This is a genomic window from Yaniella soli (genome assembly GCF_054782375.1).
In genome coordinates this window covers 195668-214255 of sequence record NZ_BAAGSP010000001.1, presented here as the reverse complement: position 1 = coordinate 214255, position 18588 = coordinate 195668, and the positions used below count along the sequence as shown (strand labels likewise).

Below are 18588 nucleotides of genomic sequence, written 5' to 3'. Positions count from 1 at the left end.
CACGTAATTCTTGAGGGTATTTATAATTGGCCATAGTCCAATCAGCTTATCCTTCCGGAATATCTGGCACACCCTCCATCAAACCAAGGACGATTCATTTGACGCGTTTATGGAACGCGTTGAATCCATGCACGGGTGAGAAACTTTTCCTCTGCTAGAGCTTCGGCACGTGCTAGTTCATCGTCTGTCACCTCGCGTGTTGTCGCACCATAGCGTTCGGTGAAGGTTCGAACCATGACATCCCAGATCTCGGCTCTGGCCATCCCCGTTTGTCTCCGGAGTGGGTCCACTCTGGATTGGGCTGAAGTAATGCCCTTGTCTGAGACTTTTTCTCGTCCGATACGCAGCACGTCAGTCATTTTCTGTGCGTCAATGTCATAGGACATGGTCACATGGTGCAACATCGAACCAGCGGCCAACCGCTTTTGTGCAGCACCGCCAATCTTGCCTTCCGGGGTCGAAATATCGTTCAACGGTTCATAGAACGCTTTGACTTGCATGCGATCGAGTGCCTCCATGAGCCAAGCGTCCAAAAACGGATATGAATCAGTAAAACTCATACCGTCGACTAAAGAGGTTGGTGTGTAGAGGGAATACGTGACTGCGTTATCTGCTTCCATGAACATAGCCCCGCCACCAGAAATGCGGCGTGCAACCTTGATACCGTGTTTTGCCACTGCATCGGCATCGACTTCGTTGCTATAACTTTGAAATGATCCGATGACCACTGAAGGGTCTTCAATCGGCCAACGCCATAAGCGCATAGCAGGCTGTGTACGACCAGCGGCCACATCTTCGGTGAGTATTTGATCCAAGGCCACCTGAGTGTAAATTGGGATCTGGGTTGGGAGGATAACCTCCCACTCGTGGTCTTCCCATCGCGTCGCAAATCCCGTCGCACGCCGTACAGCAGTCGCGATCGAATACGCGTCAAAACCAAACATGACTGTCGACTCGTCGACGGAAGCTTCTACAGCTTGCGTGATCGCGCCGTGTCCAGCATCATAATCTAGCCCGGTCAGTGCCCTGTTAATGTCATCGAGTGCTTCATCGGGTTCTAAGAAGAAATCGCCATTGATATTTGCTCGACTAATTTTTCCTTCTGTCACATCCAGGTCAGCGACCACGAGTTTCCCGCCGGGGACCTTAAACTCACCGTGTAATTGCTTGGCATCGAACGTATCTTGAGCAGTCATGTTCCCAGTTTACGTCTGCTAAACAGCTCGCTGTGCGTTTTTCTTCATACGAGTCAGCATCCACGTGAAGACGACGCCTCGGCATGTCATAGAGATCACGCAGCCGCTTCATCCACGGATCGTTCAGGCTACGCTAGGACTATGGGAGTTTCAGAACAGTCTGTTCCAACCGGCTTGCATAAAGTCGCGATCTATGGCGGCTGGGCTGCCACCTTTATACTGGCGGCTTGGATTGTCTTACCTCGGGTCATTATCGGGAACACCGTCCTCGTCGCTTGGGTTATGACGATCCTTTTGCCGTTGATTCTTATTGCAGTGGGATTAATCATTCTCGGGGTACCAGCGGCCAGAGGTCTCACACCGACAAAACGGTCTGTTGCCTGGCTGTGGATCGCCTTATTCAACGCGTTCATCGTAGGGCTCTTTTTGCCCGACGGGACCATCTTCTCCGCGGGCTCTCATGACCATGCGACGTCCTTGGTAGCGGTCCTGTTTGGCTCCGGTTGGGAAGGTGCAGGCTCTGCGATCGCGAATCCTGCAGCGATCATTATGAGCGTCTCCGGCATTATTGGAGCGGTGTTCTCCGTGCTCGATTCTCGCCAGGGCGGTCCGATCCGTACCGAGGACGAAGATCACTTTCAAGGACAGGGCTACTTCGGGATCTTAGGAGAAGACGAATATTACCAACGCTAAAAACAATCTCTTCGGTGCGCAGACTTCTCCACTCCGAAAGACCCGTCAATCCGCACTAGCCTTTGGGCCCCACGCTGGCGCACACCGCGTTGCGCTGCGTGCGGCGACCTCGATCGCTGTACCGCTGATCACTTTGTTCTTACTGGGTCGCATGGATTTGTCCATCTATGCGTCGTTCGGAGCGTTAGCCTCGCTGTACGGCCGTTTTCATTACTACGGTGACCGAATTCGTATGCAATTGGGTGCCGGCATCATATTCATTACTTCGATGTTGCTGGGGACCCTATTATCTGTGCTGGATACAGACATCACCGTGCGAATCATGGTGGTGGCACTGTTAGCCACGTTGGTGACCGGCGTGGTGAGTGGGTACAGGTGGCACCCAGGTGGGGCAACCTTCGCGGTATTTGCTGCAGGGGCCGTGGCAACTATGCCCGCTGAGTGGATCAATGTAGCCCAGGTACTTGTCGTGGCCAGCGCATCGGTGTTGTTCTCATTGCTGTTGACCGCTGTGCTTGGATTGCTTCGAACCCGAAGTTGGACGAAGGTCTTTCGGCCATTGCAACCGGCGGTGTTTCGTGCTGACTGGTCTGTCCCAGTAACCGTGGGAGTGGGAGCACTTTTAGCCGGACTCATCGGACAGACATTCGATGATGACCACTGGTACTGGGCCATGGTCGCGGCAAGCGTTGTGCTGGCGGGTGCAGCGATCGACTCACGGCTTATCCGCAGTCTGCAACGCTTTACGGGCACGTCGTTAGGCGTCCTGGTTGCGGCTGTACTGTTGTGGCTGGAGTTACCTACGTTGGCTATTATTGCAGCCGTAATACTGCTACAGGCCGCAGCTGAATTACTTATTGGGCGAAACTACGGCGTGGCAATGTTGGCAGTGACTCCCCTGGCACTGTTGACGGTCAGCCTTGCGAGCCCAACACCAGCCGAGATACTGGTGGTCGATAGGGTCTTTGAAACATTCATTGGTTCCCTGATCGGGACCATCGTGGCGTTGATTTCAGCAAGAACGCGTCGTGAACAAGAACAGCTGTAGTCCGTAGATCATCCCAACAAACAAACAGCGCCACACCAACAGGTGCGGCGCTGTTCTAAAGCTTAGATAGAAATACCCTTCAGGCTACTTCTTGCCACCGAAGCCTTTGAAACGAGCATTGAAACGCTCGACGCGGCCAGCGGTGTCCAAAATGCGCTGCTTACCGGTGTAGAACGGGTGCGAAGCAGCTGAAATTTCAACATCGATTACCGGGTAGGTGTTACCGTCATCCCACTCAGCAGTACGCTCAGAAGTCGCGGTGGTACGGGTCAGGACGCGTTCGCCTGATGCCAGGTCATTGAAGATTACGTAGTTGTAATCAGGGTGAATATCTTGTTGCATGTCTAGTTCCTTCGTTGGTGCCACTGGATTTTGCCAGCAGCACGAAGACAGAATGGTATATTTCGGTCTGGAGACCAAAGCTACATATTACATGTTTTTCGCCGAACTATCATCTCTTTGCTGCAGCGAGTCTACGCCAGGTTCTTACCCGTTGAGTAGTCGCAGCACCATGGTGAACAGCCCCGCCAGTCCAACAACAACGATGACCCCGCGTAGCAAGTTTGGCCTAATGCGACGTCCAATTCGGGCTCCTAGGGACCCACCGATGAGTGAGGACACCGCAATGAGCAATACCGCAGTCCAATCGATACGGTCGAAGGCAAACACCAGATAGCCGGCTGCAGCAATGAGATTCACGGCAAGTGATAACCACGTTTTGATGGCATTGGCGTGCACTAACGTACCCGATGTCAGGAACACGCCGAGAATGCCCATGAGCAGCACGCCTTGAGCGGCCACGAAGTAGCCGCCATAGATACCGGTCAGAAACACCAGAATGAACAGTGTGGGCGTTACAGGGCCGGTTGGGATTGGCGAGACCTCTGGATGGATCGGTTCATCGCCATCTGCCTCGCGACGTCTCCGGACCCACCCATTGAGTTTCGGTTGGAATACGACAAACAGGATTGCCGCCACGATCAAAATCGGTGCCACATAGTCAAATACCGTGGGCGGCAAGGACATCAGCAGCGTGGCACCAATCACGCCGCCGACAAGAGAGGCCCATGTGAGCCGCTTCGCTATAGAGCCGGCTTCGCGGAGCTCTCGTCGATATCCCCAGGTGCCTGAGAAACCGGCGGCAACTAAGCCAATGGCGTTGGACATTTGTGCGGTAACCGGTGGAAAACCGACTGATACAAGTACCGGAAACGTGACCAGCGTGCCTGATCCGACGACCGAGTTGATCGTCCCGGCCCAAAACCCTGCGAGCAGCACGAGCAGCGCCTGCCACCACTCCAAGCCCAAAAATTCCATGGGACTCCTTGAACGTGTTTAGGTGCGAGCAAATGCCGTAAAACGACCTTCGGCATTGCGAGACACGTTCAAGGGCAGACGGAACGCATCCGAGAGGGTCTCTTCGGTCAGCGCCGTCTCGATAGGTCCGGCAGAAACGACGTCACCGTCACGCAAGAGCATGGCGTGGGTAAAGTTGGGTGGCACTTCTTCAACATGGTGGGTCACCAAAATTTGCGTCGGCGAGAATGGGTCTGCTGCCAACTGCGACAACGAACGTACCAGTGTCTCACGTCCCGCGAGGTCGAGCCCTGCGCCTGGCTCGTCAAGAATCAGGAGTTCGGGGTCGGTCATCATCGCCCGGGCGATGAGACCGCGTTTGCGCTCACCCTCTGACAGGGTGCGGAAGCGGCGTTCAGCATAGTTGGCAAGCCCCCACCGTTTGAGGAGAAATTCGGCCCGCTGTAAATCCTCCGGTTCGTATGCTTCACGCCACCGACCGGTAACACCATAGGCGGCAGTCACCACCAAGTTGCGGATAGTTTCATTCCCCGGTACTTGCTCTGCCAGTAATGTGGAAGACAACCCAATAGATGGCCGTAAATCAAAAACATCCACAGCACCCAAGGTTTCGCCCAAGACCGCTGCATTACCGACTGTAGGATGAGAACGCGCTGCTGCAATATTCATCAGGGTGGATTTCCCTGCGCCGTTCGGGCCCATCACAATCCAACGCTGACCTTCTTCTACGATCCACGACACATCATTGAGTAACGTATTGGGGCCTCTGCGAAGGCTCACACGTGACATGTGTACGACAGAGTCTTCCATGGGTTCAAATTCGTGTGGTGAGACGATGGGGCGCTGTGCGATAGTTGCAGATTGGGTCAGATCGGGTGAACTCATACGATCCAGACTAGGCTAGATGCAGGACGATTTGGTGAAAGGAACCGGTATGCCGACAAATACAGCCAACATGAAGATCGGTGATCGTGTGGTGGTCTATAACAGCATGGGGTACGCACGGTTAGATGGTGTTCCTGCACATGCAGAAATCGTCGAAGGTGTGGGATTCACAGGTCATCGGTGGATCTCGGCGGCTCACCGCCTTAAAGACCTTCCGGAGCACTGGTTTTCGGCCATTATGTCGGCTCAACAGGTTGAAGTGTTTCAGCAACAGGTACCACTGGTCGTATTCGACGTCGATTCCACACTGATTCACGAAGAAGTCATCGAACTCTTAGCAGCGCATGCCGGGAAAGAACGTGAGGTAGCCGAGGTGACTGAACGTGCGATGCGTGGGGAATTAGATTTTGCCGACTCGTTGCATCACCGTGTTGCAACGTTAGAAGATCTTCCGGTCGAGGTACTTGACGAGGTAGCCTCCTCAGCGACCCTCCATGACGGTGCAAGAGAACTCGTCAGGGCCGTGCAAGCCGCTGGTGGTTATGTCTATGCCGTCTCAGGTGGTTTCACCCACGCATTGGAACCATTGGCCACACAACTTGGGCTCGACGGCTTCGCTGCCAATACACTCGAGATCGTTGAAGGAAAGTTAACCGGTCGAGTCACCGGCCAGGTTATTGATCGTGCTGCCAAGGCTGCTATGTTGCGCCGTTGGGCAACCGATCATGATATCCCGTTAGAAGCCACCGTTGCGGTGGGTGACGGTGCAAATGACTTAGACATGCTTGAACTTGCTGGCTATGGTGTTGGGTTTTGTCCGAAACCTATTGTTCGAGACCACGCAGATTGTATTGTTGAGGTTCCCACCCACGAAGTCCTTCGCGTGGTGCTTGGATTCTGACGACTGTTAAACGCTCAACGGCGCCGGCTAATATGTCCGGCGCCGTTGCAAGTGCGGTGATGGGCTAGTTCTTTTCGAGCTGTTCGAAGTAGTCTTTTGCCCCACCAACATATTCTGTGTGACCAACCTCGAGGTCGTCTCGACCCACGAGGGCAGCGATTTCTGTGGCGAATTCGTCTACTGTGTAGAGTTTGCCAGCTGCCTCACGACGTGATTCGATGGCGTCTGGATTCATTCGGTTGAGGAGTGTGGCTGTAATCGTGCCTTCGATCATGTCTGCGGTGACAACAACGAAACCGATCCCCTGCTCCGCTAGGTCGGGAATGCGTTCGCGTAGGGCCACCTCACCGGCGCGTTTGGACTTTGCGACTGGCTCGTACTCGGGCATGGTTGGAACATCATCTATGAAGTGCGCTTGGTGGCTGGTTACATACACAATTTGGGCGCCCCGTGGCATCACGGCTGCTGCCTCGTCCAGCATGGCGACCTGGGCGTCTCGGTTCAAGCGAAGCGCGTAGTCTTCGCCGAGGTCTGACTCCATGCCGCCTGAGGCATTGAGGACGAGCACATTGAGACCACCGAAGGATTCCTTCGCGGCGTCGATCATTGCCGTGCGACCTTCTTCGGTCGTGATGTCTCCACCAACAGCTACAGCCTGGCCGCCGGCTGCTTCGATCTGTTGGACGACTTTCTTGGCGCGGGGTGCTTTCTGACGATAATTAATGACGACGCCGGCACCACGTCCAGCTAATAACTGCGCGGTCGCGGCGCCGACACCGCGCGATGAACCGGTCACGATCACACCGGTCTGTGCTAAGTCTTGAGTCTGTGTCATGTGTTTAGTGTCCCATCCCTAGGCCGCCATCCACCGGGATGACTGCTCCTGAAATATAGCTAGCTTCATCCGATGCGAGCCAACGAACCACGTTGGCTACTTCGTCTGGATCCGCAAAGCGCCCGGCTGGAATAGCTTGCTTATATTGCTTCTGCAGATCCTCGTCCAACGCTTGTGTCATTTCCGTATTGATGTAGCCGGGAGCGACCACATTTGCGGTGATGTTGCGAGAGCCCAGCTCTCGTGTCAGAGAACGGGCCATGCCCACGAGACCGGCTTTTGATGCCGCGTAGTTGATCTGGCCAGGAGAACCGTACAGGCCAACGACGGACGAAATGAAGATGACCCGGCCCTTCTTGAGCCGAATCATCCCGCGAGTCGCGCGTTTCAGCGCGCGGAACGAACCCGTCAAGTTGGTGTCCAGCACCTGCTCGAAGTCTTCTTCGGACATCCGCATCAGCAATTGGTCGTTATTCATGCCAGCGTTGTTCACTAACACTTCGACAGGACCGTGGACTTGCTCGATCTGTTCGAACGCCTGGTCGATCGATTCCATATTTGTCACATCAGCTTTGACAGTGAGCGCCCCCTCGGGCCCGTCACCAGAACGTGACGTGACGGCCACTTGATCGCCTTCAGCAAGAAAGGCTTGAGCGATTGCTAAGCCTATCCCCCGGTTCCCTCCGGTCACCAATACACTTCGGCCTTGCGCCACATTTACTCCTCTAGATTGATCACGATGTTTTGCCCCTACTCTAGGCGGGAAAATGAGACAATGGAGACTGCAACCCCTAAATGCAACGAAAAAATTCGTGCCTGAAAACTAAGCGGCGTGAAAGGAGACGGTTTGACGGATCAATCGAAAACCTCCTCCCCGCACCACCGGCGAAGTCATCGTGGGTCTACCCGTCAGTTCAAAAAACACGATGATCAAGTGTATTTGATCACGGGCGCATCTGAATCCGTTGTAGCCGATGCGAAACGCAAGAACGGTTTCTACGCCATCACCATCGGAGTGCGGATTGCCTCGTTGTTCGTCGTACTCATAACCGATGGATGGTTGCAGATCGCCGTATTCGTTACCGGAATGATCGCCCCGTGGATCGGTGTGCAAATCGCCAATAATATTCGACAAGTGGATGGACGTTCTATTGAGCCGATTCCTCCACAGCAAGCCGCACTAGAGGCAGCCTCGCAAGACGCGGAGCCATCTGACGACGATACCGTCATTGTTGGCGATGTGGTGCATGACGATACCGACATCGGAACCTCGCCTTCCGCGGAATCGGATGCCCGAGCGGCCGATGTGGGCGAAAATGAGAAGGATAATGATGACACACGGTCCTGATCTTCTCGGTAACCTTATGCTAACCGGTTCTGCCACGGTCGAACCGCAGGCAACCGAACTGCAATGTTCGCGCAAGTCCTGCACCGAAGGCGCCGTGTGGCAGTTACTGTGGAATAATCCCAAAATTCACGACACAGAACGTCGTAAAATATGGTTAGCCTGCGACGAGCACCGTGAATTCTTGGCAGACTTTTTATCCTCACGAGCATTTCTCAAAGAGATCCAACCGTTATCAAGGTGACATAGTTTCCATGACAAATGAACACAACCCAGGCGCAGTGACAAAACCGAAGTTGAATTTCCGGTTTCTGTTGTCTGGTCCTTGGATCGGTGGATTTGTTTTTTGCATTATCTTTGCCATAGCCACCGTGTTCTTGGGCGAATGGCAAATGGATCGCCGCATGGACAAAGTCGACGAGATCAATACAATCGTCGCCAACTATGATGCCGAACCCATCTCGTATGCAGAGGGCGGTCACTTCTTTGATGACATGACCGAGCAACAGAAATGGACACCGGTGTCCGTTCAGGGTGAGTATCTCGAAGAAGACACGTTGGTTGCTCGAAACCGACCGCGCGCTGGACGACCTGGTTTCGAGGTTCTCGTCCCATTTGTGACGGATACAGGTGATCGGGTGATCGTAAACCGTGGTTGGTTGCCGCTCGGTGCGGATGCCTCGGCTCCGGAAAACGTTCCGGCACCTCCACAGGGCCAAACTCAGATCACCGTTCGGGCGATGCCCGGCGAAGAATCGCTTGATCGAGGTGCTCCTGATGGGCAGGTCGCCTCAATTAATCTGCCGATGATAAATGACCAGCTGGACTACGAGATCGCAGACGAGGCGTATGGGTTGATGGCTTCAGAAACCCCAGCTCCAGCTGAATCTCCGCAACAGATGCCTGAACCACAACGCGATGAAGGTCCGCACTTATCGTATTCAATGCAGTGGTTCACGTTCGGGCTTATGGGGTTTGTCGTGTGGGGCTGGTTGGCGTATCAGAAAGCCGTCCGCAATCGTGAAGACGAGATCTACGGCGAACGAGAAGAAGATGGCTTCATCTCGGCGCATCGCGTTGAGCGAGCCAAACCCGTCAAACGGCGTAAAGGCCGCATGACGGATGAGGAAATCGAAGACTCGATGCTCAACAGCTGACCGCTGTTGAATAGACGATGACTCTCGCCAGCTTTTAGGCGAGCTCTACTAGCTCCAGATAGTCGTCAGACCAGATATCTTCATCGGCATCAGGAAGAATGAGGACACGGTCTGGATCAAGTGCTTGAACCGCACCAGCATCGTGAGTCACCAAAATGATTGCTCCCACGTAACTACGAATGGCCGAGAGAATCTCTTCGCGGGACGCCGGATCCAAGTTGTTGGTCGGCTCATCCAAGAGGAGTACGTTGGCACCGGAGACTACCAGGGTTGCTAATGCGAGGCGGGTCTTTTCCCCTCCGGACAGCACACCTGCTGATTTATAGACGTCATCGCCAGAAAACAGGAACGAACCCAAGACGGTGCGTGCCGTTGTGTCATCGAGATTGGGTGCGGCAGACATCATGTTGTCCAGGACCGACTGGTTAATATCTAAGGTCTCGTGTTCTTGAGCATAGTAGCCAAGCTTGAGGCCATAGCCTGGTTCGACCTGACCAGAATCGGGTTCGTCTTGGCCAGCTAATAAACGCAGGAGCGTCGTTTTTCCGGCACCGTTGAAACCAAGAATCACAACGCGTGATCCTTGGTCGATGGCGAGGTCGACACCGGTAAATACTTCCGTTGAACCATACGATTTCGTGAGCCCGGATGCGGTAAGTGGCACCTTGCCACACGGTGCCGGCGTTGGGAAACGGAGGTTTGCGACCTTTTCTTCAACGCGGGCTTCGGACAGACCGGCCAGCATGCGGTCGGCCCGTTTGGCCATGTTCTGAGCAGCTACGGCTTTGGTTGCCTTAGCACGCATTTTGTCGGCTTGCGCATGAAGTGCCGCAGCCTTCTTTTCAGCAGACGCCCGTTCGCGGCGACGTCGGCGTTCATCAACCTCTCGCTGCTTCAGGTAGGCACGGTATCCCATCGAATATATATCGATGACCTGTCGTGTGGCATCAAGGAAAAAGACTATGTTGACGACCTCATCAATGAGATCAAGGTCGTGAGAGATGATCAGCAACCCACCTTCGTAGGTCTTGAGATAGTCTCGTAGCCATATGACGGAATCCGCATCCAAGTGGTTGGTCGGTTCGTCCAGGATCATGGTGTCTGGTTTTTCAAACAAAATCCGTGCCAGCTCAACGCGTCGACGCTGACCGCCGGATAAGGTGTCGAGCGAACGGTCCATGATGCTCGTTTCAAGACCTAGGTTTGATGCAATCGAGGCCGCTTCGGCTTGTGCCGCATAACCACCTGCTGCGATGAACTCTGCTTCTGCCGCTGGGTAGCGTCGCATGCCACGTTCCATGAGCTTTGTGTCCGTGGAGCTCATTTCTTCTTCGGCGCGTTGCATACGACGTGACAGTTCTGAAAGATTCCGCGCCGATAGGATACGATCTTGGACCGACTGTGTGAGGTCGCCGGTGCGCGGATCCTGAGGCAGATAACCAACGGTTCCAGAACGCATCACGGTACCAGTCGCTGGGATGAATTCATCCATGAGCACTTTGGTCAATGTGGTTTTGCCGGCACCATTGCGTCCCACGAGGCCAATGCGGTCGCCGGGGTTGATGTGAAACGTGACGTCGGACAAGAGCGTCCGGGAGCCGACCACAACAGACAGCTGTTGTGCTGAAATCATGTATGTACTACCTCAAAGAATATGGTTTAGAAGTTGGGCAACCTCAGTTTAGGCAAGCCCGGCGATTTTGACGATTCTGTTCACTCACCGATGCCGTATGTAGTTTTCATACCGGCTTGAATGAGCGCTGCGAGTTCTTGGTGTGGTGTCACGCCGCGTTGTTGAGCGCGTGTCACGATCTCATCGGCCAGCGATCGATCCAGGGATGTATGCACGGTGACCATTGCCGTTGAACCGGTTGATGTCGTGTCGGCGCGTCTATCTGGTTGAAGAGAAGGTTCGGAGTCATCAATTCGCTCGGCGAGGCCTTCTGCGTTGTTGTCCAGTGTGAGCCCCGGACCGGTTTTTACTGGCTTGCCGGCTTGGAACGCCTTGGCCGCCGCATTGGCTCGGGAGTCAGCAGCTTCATTCAGTGGATGACCGTCGTGCCCTTTGACCCACTGATACGTTATTTTGCGCCCGGCTGCTTTGGCTGCACTCATCAGTTCATCGAGTTGAATCATCAGGTCTTGGTTGTTCACCGGTTTACCGTCGGCTTTTTTCCAGCCCTTCTTCTTCCAACCGGGCAGCCATTTGGTAATGGAGTTGATGGCGTATTGGGAGTCGGCCAGAATGCTGAGGTCGTGGTCTGTGTCTGCGGTAGCTTCCAAGAGCTTGATGATCGCCGAGAGCTCGCCTCGATTATTGGTCGAATTCTCCCATCCACCTGCTTGCCAATTGGAGTCGTCGATGTACCAGGCCCAGCCTGCTGGTCCTGGGTTGCCGAGTGCCGAGCCATCTACGCCAACTGTCAGCATGAGTATCCCTTCAAGGTGTCGTGGTGGGCCGTATCTAGTGTAGGTGGTTAAACGACCAACCGGTCGCAAACCACCAGGTGGTTTGCGACCGGTTGGTAAAAACCGTTTGGTTTATATGTTGAAGCCGAGTGCGCGCATTTGTTCGCGGCCGTCTTCGGTAATCCGTTCCGGACCCCATGGTGGCATCCATACCCAGTTGAGGCGCCATTCATCGACCATGGTCTCAATTGCACGGCCAACCTGGTCCTCGATCACATCGGTGAGCGGGCAGGCGGCAGTGGTCAGTGTCATGTCCACGATGAGTGCGCCGTCGTCGGCGTAGTTCAGACCATAGAGCAAGCCCAGGTCGACGATGTTGACACCGAGTTCGGGGTCAATGACGTCTTTGAGGGCTTCCTCAACGTCTTCCAATGGTGTTTCTGCAACAGTATCGGTCATGGTACCTCCTGATCCGTGTGCTGTGCACAATATCAGAAATGACTTAGGCGGGTGCTTGAGTCGTTTCGTAGTTGACGTAGCCTTCGTCTTCTAGGCGGTCGGCAAGTTCTTCGCCCCCGGAGTCAACGATCTTTCCGTCGACGAAGACGTGGACGTAGTCCGGCTTGATGTAGCGCAGGATACGGGTGTAGTGGGTAATGAGTAGGCTACCCATGTTGTTATTTTCCTGTGCACGGTTGACGCCAGCAGAGACAATGCGAAGTGCATCGATGTCCAGGCCGGAGTCTGTTTCGTCGAGAATGGCGAATTTTGGTTTGAAGAGTTCGAGCTGCAGGATTTCAGCGCGCTTCTTCTCACCGCCGGAGAATCCTTCGTTCACGTTGCGGGTGGCGAAGGTTGAGTCCATTTCCAGCCAGTCCATGGCACCACGTACGTCTTTGGTCCAGGTACGGATCGATGGGGCTTCGCCGTCGAGCGCTGTTTTGGCCGTGCGCAGGAAGTTTGTCATTGAGACACCGGGTACTTCGACCGGGTACTGCATAGCAAGGAAAAGGCCGGCCTGTGCACGCTCGTTGACTTCCATTTCCAGCACGTCTTCGCCGTCCAACAGGATTTCACCGCTGGTCACGGTGTACGAAGGGTGGCCTGCAATGGCTTGGGCCATGGTGGATTTACCGGAACCGTTCGGGCCCATGATGGCGTGGGTTTCACCAGAATTGATGGTCAGGCTGACGCCTTTGAGGATCTCTTTTTCGCCCTGCTCAGTCTCGATGCTGACGTGCAGGTCTTTGATCTCAAGTGTTGACATTGTTGTCTAAGTCTCCTTGTTGCCCGCGGATCACGGGTCTTTCGTAATGGCTACAGGTGGGGTTTCTAGAACTCGAGTCCGGCGATTTCGTCTTCCATGACATCGGTCACGGATTGTTCGACGTCCTCGATGCCAATCCGCTGAATGACTTCGTTGAGGAAACCGCGGACGATGAGCTTGCGAGCAAGCGGCTCTGGGATCCCCCGAGCCATAAGGTAGAACAGCTGTGACTCGTCGAATCGGCCGACAGAGGAAGCGTGGCCTCCGGAGTCGATGATGCCGGTTTCAATTTCCAAGTTTGGAATCGAGTCTGCCTGGGCCCCTTCGCTCAGTAGCAGGTTTTCGTTCTTTTCGAAGGAATCGGTTCCCTGAGTATTGCTACGAATCAGTACGTCACCGACCCACACTGTGCGGGCACCCTGTCCCTGGAGTGCTCCCTTGTAGAGCGCATCGGAGGTGCAGTTATCGGTCGAGTGATCAATGAAGATGCGGTGCTCCAAATGCTGTCCTGCATCCGCAAAGTACAAACCATACATGTTCGTAGTGGCTCCGTCTCCTGCAAAGCGAGTGATTGGAGTCAAACGAACCAGTGAACCGCCATAGGTGATGACCACGTGTTTGAACGTGGAGTCTTTACCCAGGGAGGCCTGCTGTGAGCCAACATGGACGGCATCGTCATCCCATGCCTGGATGGAAGTGACGTTGGCATTTGCACCCTGGCCTACAGCGAATTCCATGTTCTGGTTCACGACTGCATTACCAGTTTGGTTAATTACCAAGTTGACTTTGGAATTTGCGCCAATAGCGACGTGGATGTGCTGTGCCGCGGGTTCGGTGGAGTTGCCTTCAACCGAAATGGTGATGGGTTCTTCGAGCTCCACGTTGTCTGCAATAGTCACAACGGTAGCCTCTTTGAATGAGGCCCATGCGGCAGCAGAAGTGCGATCATCCGGCACCATGAACGACCCGAGACGCTTGTCATCGCGTGCAACGGTCTCAAGTGAGACGCCTTCATGTTCTGTTACATTGACCGTTGGTGCTGGACCAGTCAGTAAATTGTCGTCACCTTCTGGAAGGTGTAAACCTGCAAGACGGTGCAGTGGCGTGAAGCGCCAATCTTCTTCTTCACCGGTGAGTACCGGGAAATCGGCAAGATCAAAGCTCGTCTTGCGATCGGCGCGCGACGTGCCGAACTTCTGCTCTTCTGCTTCGGCTGTCTGCTCGTCGGCCTGTTTGACGACGAGGTTTTCGCCCTCTTCACCCATGCCTGGGATCAGGAGGTCGGGACCGTCTTCAAGTGTAGTTGCGTCAGTGTTGGCCACGCTTAGCCCACCGATCCTTCCATTTGCAGTTCAATCAGTTTGTTCAATTCCATTGCGTATTCCATTGGCAGGTGACGCGAAATCGGCTCGACGAAGCCACGGACGATCATTGCCATCGCTTCCTCTTCCGAGAGACCACGGCTCATGAGGTAAAAGAGCTGCATCTCGGAAACCTTGGAGACGGTTGCTTCGTGCCCCAGGGTCACATCGTCTTCACGAATGTCGATGTAAGGATAGGTATCGGTACGCGAAATAGTATCGACCAATAGCGCGTCACACTCGGTGTTGTTGGTCGAGTTCTTGGCGCCCTCGGTGATCTGTACCAGTCCACGGTAAGCAGAGCGTCCGCCACCACGGGCTACGGATTTCGAAATGATGTTTGACTTGGTGTTTGGAGCCAAGTGCACCATCTTGGAACCGGTATCCTGGTACTGACCAGCACCTGCAAACGCCATGGTGAGGGTCTCACCCTGCGCGTGCTCACCGGTCAGGTAGACGGCCGGGTACTTCATAGTGACTTTCGAACCGATGTTGCCATCAACCCATTCCATGGTGCCGCCTTCTTCGACAACAGCACGCTTGGTGACCAGGTTGTAGACGTTGGTGGACCAGTTCTGGATGGTGGTGTAGCGAACTCGAGCGTCCTTTTTGACGATGATCTCGACTACAGCGGAGTGCAGGGAGTCGGTCTGGTAGATCGGTGCTGTACAGCCCTCTACGTAGTGCACGTAAGAGCCTTCGTCAGCGATGATCAGGGTGCGCTCGAACTGTCCCATGTTCTCGGTGTTAATCCGGAAGTATGCCTGCAGCGGGATCTCTACATGGACGCCTTTTGGCACATAGACGTAGGAGCCACCGGACCAGACGGCGGTGTTGAGAGCTGAGAATTTGTTGTCGCCGACAGGAATAACCGAACCGAAGTATTCACGGAACATCTCTTCGTGTTCTTTCAGCCCGGTGTCGGTATCGACAAACACGACACCCTGACGTTCGAGTTCGTCATTGATCTGGTGGTAGACAACCTCAGACTCGTACTGGGCCGCAACACCAGCAACCAGGCGCTCACGCTCGGCTTCAGGGATACCCAAACGCTCGTAGGTTTCCAGAATATCTTCTGGTAGATCTTCCCAGCTGGTGGCTTGACGTTCGGTTGAACGAACGAAGTATTTGATCCGGTCGAAGTCGATACCGGATAGATCAGCACCCCAGGTTGGCATTGGTTTGCGACCGAAGTAGCGCAGGCCCTTCAGACGCATCTTGAGCATCCACTCCGGTTCATCCTTGAGGGACGAGATGTTACGTACAACATCTTCGTTGATACCGCGTTGCGCGTTCTCACCGGCGTCGTTCTTGTCATGCCAGCCGAATTCGTATGCTCCCATGCCCTCGAGTTCTGGGTTTGCATCCAGAACATCTTGGATCACACCGGGATCGGCGGTTTCTTGACTGATTTGATCCGTCATTATCAACCTCTTTAAAACGGGTCGTGGTTTGTGATCATCGCGAAGGCCTCGTCGAGGCCCTCTATGATTTTGATTTATCTAAACTCGTCGGCTTATGCCTTTGTGCCGCCTGCGGCGATCAGCGACGCGTGTGCTGCCCGTCCTAATGGTACGTGCGTGTTGCAGACGTGGCCACCGGTAGGCATCGTTGACAGTCTTCGTACATCGACTTCTAGTAAACGCGCAAACAGGTCAGTTTCTTCCTCACAAAATTGGGGAAATTCTGCGGCAAGTTCTTGAATTGGGCAGTGACCCTGGCATATTTGTGCAGCCCGCAGAGTGGTGACTTTTGCAGCACGGCCGGCACGACGTGTCGTCGCGGCGAATCCAAGATCTGCTAAAACTTTGGTTAACGTCTGGATGCGTTCATTCAGGGTTGCCTCTTCACGAACTTGCTCTTTGAAGCGAGTTTCAATCGTACTAAAGTACGTGCGAGCGAAACCCCGCAGTGCTTCATCTCCCCCGAACTCAAGCAGTGTAGACATGGCTTCGGAAGCAACATCGAGATAGTCATCCCCGAGCTCGACTTGACCCTGTTGTGTGACAACGTACCTGCGCGACGGCCTGCCCGCGCCACGTTGTGATCCGGATACAACTTTGACTTCGACTAAGCTTTCATCTTCTAAAGCGTCAAGGTGACGTCGCACAGCTGCGGCTGTTAGATTAAGTTTTTTGCCGATGGTTGCGGCACTGACCGGACCTTGAGACACAACGACGTGCATGACTCTCTGCCGTGTCGTTTGCGGGGACCCCGAAGCAGAGGTTGACTTGTCGGATGGTGCATCAGCGAAATTAGTAACCATGGTATGTCCTAATTATAGACGAGTTCGTCGATTTGGCCAGCCAAAGGCCTATGTTCCTACTCACTGAACCCCCAGTTTTGCTGAAGGCCAACATTGCGTACTCGCGAACATGAACTTCAGACTTTAGATCTGTGGCTAGACTATAGCCCGTGTCTATGCCCAATTTTGCCCGAGCCTTTTGAGTTGTAGTTCATGCTGTCATTATTGAATGTTCATCGCGATGTCGCGGCGCGTCATGGTCGGTTTCATATCCTGAAAGGCATCAGTTTTGATGCGGAGCCCGGTGAAGTCACCGCGTTGTTAGGTCCCAATGGGGCCGGGAAAACGACGACGCTGTCTATCGCACAGGGCATTGATAAAGCCACGTCGGGTACGGTTCAGCTGTTAGGGGTTGACCCCTACCGAGCAGGTGCCGACCTTCGCAGTCAGGTCGGCGTCATGCTTCAAGGGGGCGGTTTGCCGATGGCGGTGACCGGTCAGCGTTTGTTACTCCACCTTCAGCGGCTCTACGAACAACCAGCCGATGTTGAGGACCTCATGGAGCGTTTACAAATACACGACTTTAAAGACCGGCAAATACGACGATTATCTGGCGGGCAACGTCAACGTCTGGGGCTGGCAGCTGCACTGGTGGGCCGACCGAGGGTTGTATTTCTTGATGAGCCCTCAGCTGGATTGGATCCGATATCGCGTTCCATCGTGTTTGACCTCATCGAGGAACTCAAGGCCGCCGGAGTATGCATCATCTTGACCACTCACCTACTAGAGGACGCCCAGCGGTTGGCCGATCAGGTGGTCTTGATACGAGATGGTCGCGTCGAAAACTCTGGGACAGTGGAGCAACTTACCGCAACTGACTTTCGGCCACCGTTTGTCTTCAAACTCTCTGCGCCACTGACCGATCGCCAGCGGGCCGATTTCCCGCAGCATTTGACGCTCGTTGACGAGATGGGGGCTTCGCGTCCCAATACGTGGCGTGTCAGCGGAATTGAAACCCCGGCGGATTTGCATGCATTAACGTCTTGGTGGGTGCAACACGATCTGATGCCCTGCGATTTCGGCATGTCCGGTAAGTCTTTGGAAGACGTGTTTTGGGAGTTGACTGCACATGACGAAGCTTAACCTGACCCCGGTCGAAAAACCGCACTCTTCGTCGCTGTTCTCTAAAGTGATGGCGCAGGGCCGCTACGAAACACGCATCACCATGACGAATGGTGAACAGCTTTTGGTCTCGATCATTCTTCCCTTGCTGGTGTTAGGCGGATTGCACTTCACCGGAATTTTTGACGAGGCGGGCGGGCCAGCAACCATTGATTTCGCGACCCCGGGTGTTTTGGCTCTCGCGGTGTTGTCTTCAGGACTCACTGGACAAGGTATCGCAACAGGTTTTGACCGGCGTTACGGTGTCCTGCAATATCTGGCTACCACTCCCCTGGGCCCATTCGGGCTTCTGCTGGGCAAGGTGCTTGCTGTGCTGATGGTACAAGTCACCCAAATAGTGGTCATCGGGGGCGCGGCACTGTTGATGGGCTGGTCTCCCGCGGTATCTGGTTTGGGTATTGCAATCGTGTTCATCGTGCTGGGTGCGTTGACGTTCACCGGACTCGGGTTACTCATCGCCGGGACCGTTCGACCCGAAGCAACCTTGGCGCTGACGAACTTACTGTGGGTCATGCTCGGCGCCGTGGGTGGTGTGGTATTCCCCCTAGCAAATTTCACGGGCAGCTTCCTTCTCGACTACTTACCCTCCTCAGCACTCGGAAACGGACTGAGAACCGCGCTAATATCAGGAACTTTCGACGGCGGAGCCGTTGTCATCTTGGTGCTTTGGGCAGTGATCTTCAGCTTGGGCACTATACGCTGGTTTAAGTGGCGATAACAGCATCGCCATTTCAAGAGATGCCGGAC

21 protein-coding genes are annotated in these 18588 nt (G+C 54.4%); 8 read left to right on the top strand and 13 right to left on the bottom strand.

Going from position 1 to position 18588, the window contains the following annotated elements; all coding sequences use genetic code 11:
* Nucleotides 1-107 precede the first annotated feature (107 nt).
* Nucleotides 108-1196 (bottom strand): lipoate-protein ligase small subunit, encoded by a 1089-nt coding sequence (gene lplB, locus ACYVJT_RS01050; protein WP_343958907.1) that lies wholly within the window; start codon nt 1194-1196, stop codon nt 108-110.
* Nucleotides 1197-1337: 141 nt separating this feature from the next.
* Here lplB and ACYVJT_RS01045 point away from each other — a divergent pair, with 141 nt between their 5' ends.
* Both ACYVJT_RS01045 and ACYVJT_RS01040 read left to right on the top strand, forming a co-directional pair.
* Nucleotides 1338-1889: a hypothetical protein gene (locus tag ACYVJT_RS01045; RefSeq protein ID WP_343958910.1), complete on the top strand. Its 552-nt coding sequence runs from the start codon at nt 1338-1340 to the stop codon at nt 1887-1889.
* A 151-nt stretch (nt 1890-2040) separates the two neighbouring features.
* Nucleotides 2041-2937, top strand: a complete 897-nt coding sequence (locus tag ACYVJT_RS01040) for an FUSC family protein (protein ID WP_343958912.1) — start codon at nt 2041-2043, stop codon at nt 2935-2937.
* 84 nt (nt 2938-3021) lie between these two features.
* Here ACYVJT_RS01040 and ACYVJT_RS01035 read toward each other — a convergent pair whose 3' ends face one another.
* The 3 genes from ACYVJT_RS01035 to ACYVJT_RS01025 form a co-directional block, all read right to left on the bottom strand.
* Nucleotides 3022-3279 carry a type B 50S ribosomal protein L31 gene (locus ACYVJT_RS01035; RefSeq protein ID WP_343958914.1) on the bottom strand — a complete coding sequence of 86 codons (258 nt, stop codon included), beginning with the start codon at nt 3277-3279 and terminating at the stop codon, nt 3022-3024.
* A 144-nt stretch (nt 3280-3423) separates the two neighbouring features.
* On the bottom strand, nt 3424-4254 hold the full coding sequence (locus ACYVJT_RS01030; protein ID WP_343958916.1) for a sulfite exporter TauE/SafE family protein: 831 nt from the start codon (nt 4252-4254) through the stop codon (nt 3424-3426).
* An 18-nt stretch (nt 4255-4272) separates the two neighbouring features.
* Nucleotides 4273-5043 (bottom strand): ABC transporter ATP-binding protein, encoded by a 771-nt coding sequence (locus ACYVJT_RS01025; protein WP_425579890.1) that lies wholly within the window; start codon nt 5041-5043, stop codon nt 4273-4275.
* A gap of 145 nt (nt 5044-5188) precedes the next feature.
* Between ACYVJT_RS01025 and serB the strand changes: the two genes are divergently transcribed.
* A complete protein-coding gene (gene serB, locus ACYVJT_RS01020; protein ID WP_343958918.1) occupies nt 5189-6040 on the top strand; it encodes a phosphoserine phosphatase SerB in 852 nt (283 codons plus the stop codon).
* Nucleotides 6041-6104: 64 nt separating this feature from the next.
* Here the strand turns inward: serB and ACYVJT_RS01015 are convergent, their stop codons facing one another.
* Together ACYVJT_RS01015 and ACYVJT_RS01010 are read right to left on the bottom strand one after the other, a co-directional pair.
* On the bottom strand, nt 6105-6875 hold the full coding sequence (locus ACYVJT_RS01015) for an SDR family oxidoreductase (protein WP_343958920.1): 771 nt from the start codon (nt 6873-6875) through the stop codon (nt 6105-6107).
* A gap of 4 nt (nt 6876-6879) precedes the next feature.
* The gene (locus ACYVJT_RS01010; protein ID WP_343958922.1) at nt 6880-7590 is read right to left on the bottom strand and encodes a beta-ketoacyl-ACP reductase; all 711 of its coding nucleotides are present in this window, start codon (nt 7588-7590) and stop codon (nt 6880-6882) included.
* Between the two features lie 132 nt (nt 7591-7722).
* On the opposite strand from ACYVJT_RS01010, the gene ACYVJT_RS01005 reads away from it, so the two are divergent.
* Genes ACYVJT_RS01005 through ACYVJT_RS00995 form a run of 3 tightly spaced genes read left to right on the top strand, consistent with a single transcriptional unit; the run spans nt 7723 to nt 9377 of the window.
* Complete coding sequence (locus ACYVJT_RS01005) at nt 7723-8223, top strand: DUF3099 domain-containing protein (protein WP_343958924.1); 501 nt, start codon at nt 7723-7725, stop codon at nt 8221-8223.
* The gene (locus ACYVJT_RS01000; protein WP_425579887.1) at nt 8204-8464 is read left to right on the top strand and encodes an acetone carboxylase; all 261 of its coding nucleotides are present in this window, start codon (nt 8204-8206) and stop codon (nt 8462-8464) included. The genes ACYVJT_RS01005 and ACYVJT_RS01000 overlap by 20 nt, the downstream gene beginning before the upstream one ends.
* Before the next feature lie 10 nt (nt 8465-8474).
* Nucleotides 8475-9377, top strand: coding sequence for an SURF1 family cytochrome oxidase biogenesis protein (locus tag ACYVJT_RS00995; protein WP_343958926.1), 903 nt, complete (start codon nt 8475-8477; stop codon nt 9375-9377).
* Nucleotides 9378-9411: 34 nt separating this feature from the next.
* Here ACYVJT_RS00995 and ACYVJT_RS00990 read toward each other — a convergent pair whose 3' ends face one another.
* The 7 genes from ACYVJT_RS00990 to ACYVJT_RS00960 all read right to left on the bottom strand — a co-directional run bounded on the left by ACYVJT_RS00990 (nt 9412) and on the right by ACYVJT_RS00960 (nt 16680).
* Nucleotides 9412-11010 (bottom strand): ABC-F family ATP-binding cassette domain-containing protein, encoded by a 1599-nt coding sequence (locus ACYVJT_RS00990; protein ID WP_343958928.1) that lies wholly within the window; start codon nt 11008-11010, stop codon nt 9412-9414.
* Nucleotides 11011-11090: 80 nt separating this feature from the next.
* Nucleotides 11091-11807 (bottom strand): ribonuclease H family protein, encoded by a 717-nt coding sequence (locus tag ACYVJT_RS00985; RefSeq protein WP_343958930.1) that lies wholly within the window; start codon nt 11805-11807, stop codon nt 11091-11093.
* Nucleotides 11808-11918: 111 nt separating this feature from the next.
* The gene (locus ACYVJT_RS00980) at nt 11919-12245 is read right to left on the bottom strand and encodes a metal-sulfur cluster assembly factor (protein WP_343958932.1); all 327 of its coding nucleotides are present in this window, start codon (nt 12243-12245) and stop codon (nt 11919-11921) included.
* 43 nt (nt 12246-12288) lie between these two features.
* Complete coding sequence (gene sufC, locus ACYVJT_RS00975) at nt 12289-13053, bottom strand: Fe-S cluster assembly ATPase SufC (RefSeq protein ID WP_343958934.1); 765 nt, start codon at nt 13051-13053, stop codon at nt 12289-12291.
* A gap of 65 nt (nt 13054-13118) precedes the next feature.
* Nucleotides 13119-14318, bottom strand: coding sequence for a Fe-S cluster assembly protein SufD (sufD, locus tag ACYVJT_RS00970; protein ID WP_425579891.1), 1200 nt, complete (start codon nt 14316-14318; stop codon nt 13119-13121).
* Nucleotides 14319-14377: 59 nt separating this feature from the next.
* A complete protein-coding gene (gene sufB / locus ACYVJT_RS00965) occupies nt 14378-15838 on the bottom strand; it encodes a Fe-S cluster assembly protein SufB (RefSeq protein WP_343958940.1) in 1461 nt (486 codons plus the stop codon).
* A 92-nt stretch (nt 15839-15930) separates the two neighbouring features.
* Nucleotides 15931-16680: a helix-turn-helix transcriptional regulator gene (locus ACYVJT_RS00960; RefSeq protein WP_343958942.1), complete on the bottom strand. Its 750-nt coding sequence runs from the start codon at nt 16678-16680 to the stop codon at nt 15931-15933.
* A gap of 192 nt (nt 16681-16872) precedes the next feature.
* Between ACYVJT_RS00960 and ACYVJT_RS00955 the strand changes: the two genes are divergently transcribed.
* Entirely contained in the window at nt 16873-17802 is a 930-nt protein-coding gene (locus tag ACYVJT_RS00955; protein ID WP_343958944.1) for an ABC transporter ATP-binding protein, read from the top strand.
* On the top strand, nt 17789-18559 hold the full coding sequence (locus tag ACYVJT_RS00950) for an ABC transporter permease (protein ID WP_343958946.1): 771 nt from the start codon (nt 17789-17791) through the stop codon (nt 18557-18559). The genes ACYVJT_RS00955 and ACYVJT_RS00950 overlap by 14 nt, the downstream gene beginning before the upstream one ends.
* Nucleotides 18560-18588 lie beyond the last annotated feature (29 nt).

Coding starts and splice junctions, on each gene's coding strand:
- lplB (WP_343958907.1), bottom strand. CDS start 1,196: ATGACTGCTCAAGATACGTTCGATGCCAAGCAATTACACGGTGAGTTT.
- ACYVJT_RS01045 (WP_343958910.1), top strand. CDS start 1,338: ATGGGAGTTTCAGAACAGTCTGTTCCAACCGGCTTGCATAAAGTCGCG.
- ACYVJT_RS01040 (WP_343958912.1), top strand. CDS start 2,041: ATGGATTTGTCCATCTATGCGTCGTTCGGAGCGTTAGCCTCGCTGTAC.
- ACYVJT_RS01035 (WP_343958914.1), bottom strand. CDS start 3,279: ATGCAACAAGATATTCACCCTGATTACAACTACGTAATCTTCAATGAC.
- ACYVJT_RS01030 (WP_343958916.1), bottom strand. CDS start 4,254: ATGGAATTTTTGGGCTTGGAGTGGTGGCAGGCGCTGCTCGTGCTGCTC.
- ACYVJT_RS01025 (WP_425579890.1), bottom strand. CDS start 5,043: ATGTCACGTGTGAGCCTTCGCAGAGGCCCCAATACGTTACTCAATGAT.
- serB (WP_343958918.1), top strand. CDS start 5,189: ATGCCGACAAATACAGCCAACATGAAGATCGGTGATCGTGTGGTGGTC.
- ACYVJT_RS01015 (WP_343958920.1), bottom strand. CDS start 6,875: ATGACACAGACTCAAGACTTAGCACAGACCGGTGTGATCGTGACCGGT.
- ACYVJT_RS01000 (WP_425579887.1), top strand. CDS start 8,204: ATGATGACACACGGTCCTGATCTTCTCGGTAACCTTATGCTAACCGGT.
- ACYVJT_RS00995 (WP_343958926.1), top strand. CDS start 8,475: ATGACAAATGAACACAACCCAGGCGCAGTGACAAAACCGAAGTTGAAT.
- ACYVJT_RS00990 (WP_343958928.1), bottom strand. CDS start 11,010: ATGATTTCAGCACAACAGCTGTCTGTTGTGGTCGGCTCCCGGACGCTC.
- ACYVJT_RS00985 (WP_343958930.1), bottom strand. CDS start 11,807: ATGCTGACAGTTGGCGTAGATGGCTCGGCACTCGGCAACCCAGGACCA.
- ACYVJT_RS00980 (WP_343958932.1), bottom strand. CDS start 12,245: ATGACCGATACTGTTGCAGAAACACCATTGGAAGACGTTGAGGAAGCC.
- sufC (WP_343958934.1), bottom strand. CDS start 13,053: ATGTCAACACTTGAGATCAAAGACCTGCACGTCAGCATCGAGACTGAG.
- sufD (WP_425579891.1), bottom strand. CDS start 14,318: ATGGGTGAAGAGGGCGAAAACCTCGTCGTCAAACAGGCCGACGAGCAG.
- sufB (WP_343958940.1), bottom strand. CDS start 15,838: ATGACGGATCAAATCAGTCAAGAAACCGCCGATCCCGGTGTGATCCAA.
- ACYVJT_RS00960 (WP_343958942.1), bottom strand. CDS start 16,680: ATGGTTACTAATTTCGCTGATGCACCATCCGACAAGTCAACCTCTGCT.
- ACYVJT_RS00955 (WP_343958944.1), top strand. CDS start 16,873: ATGCTGTCATTATTGAATGTTCATCGCGATGTCGCGGCGCGTCATGGT.
- ACYVJT_RS00950 (WP_343958946.1), top strand. CDS start 17,789: ATGACGAAGCTTAACCTGACCCCGGTCGAAAAACCGCACTCTTCGTCG.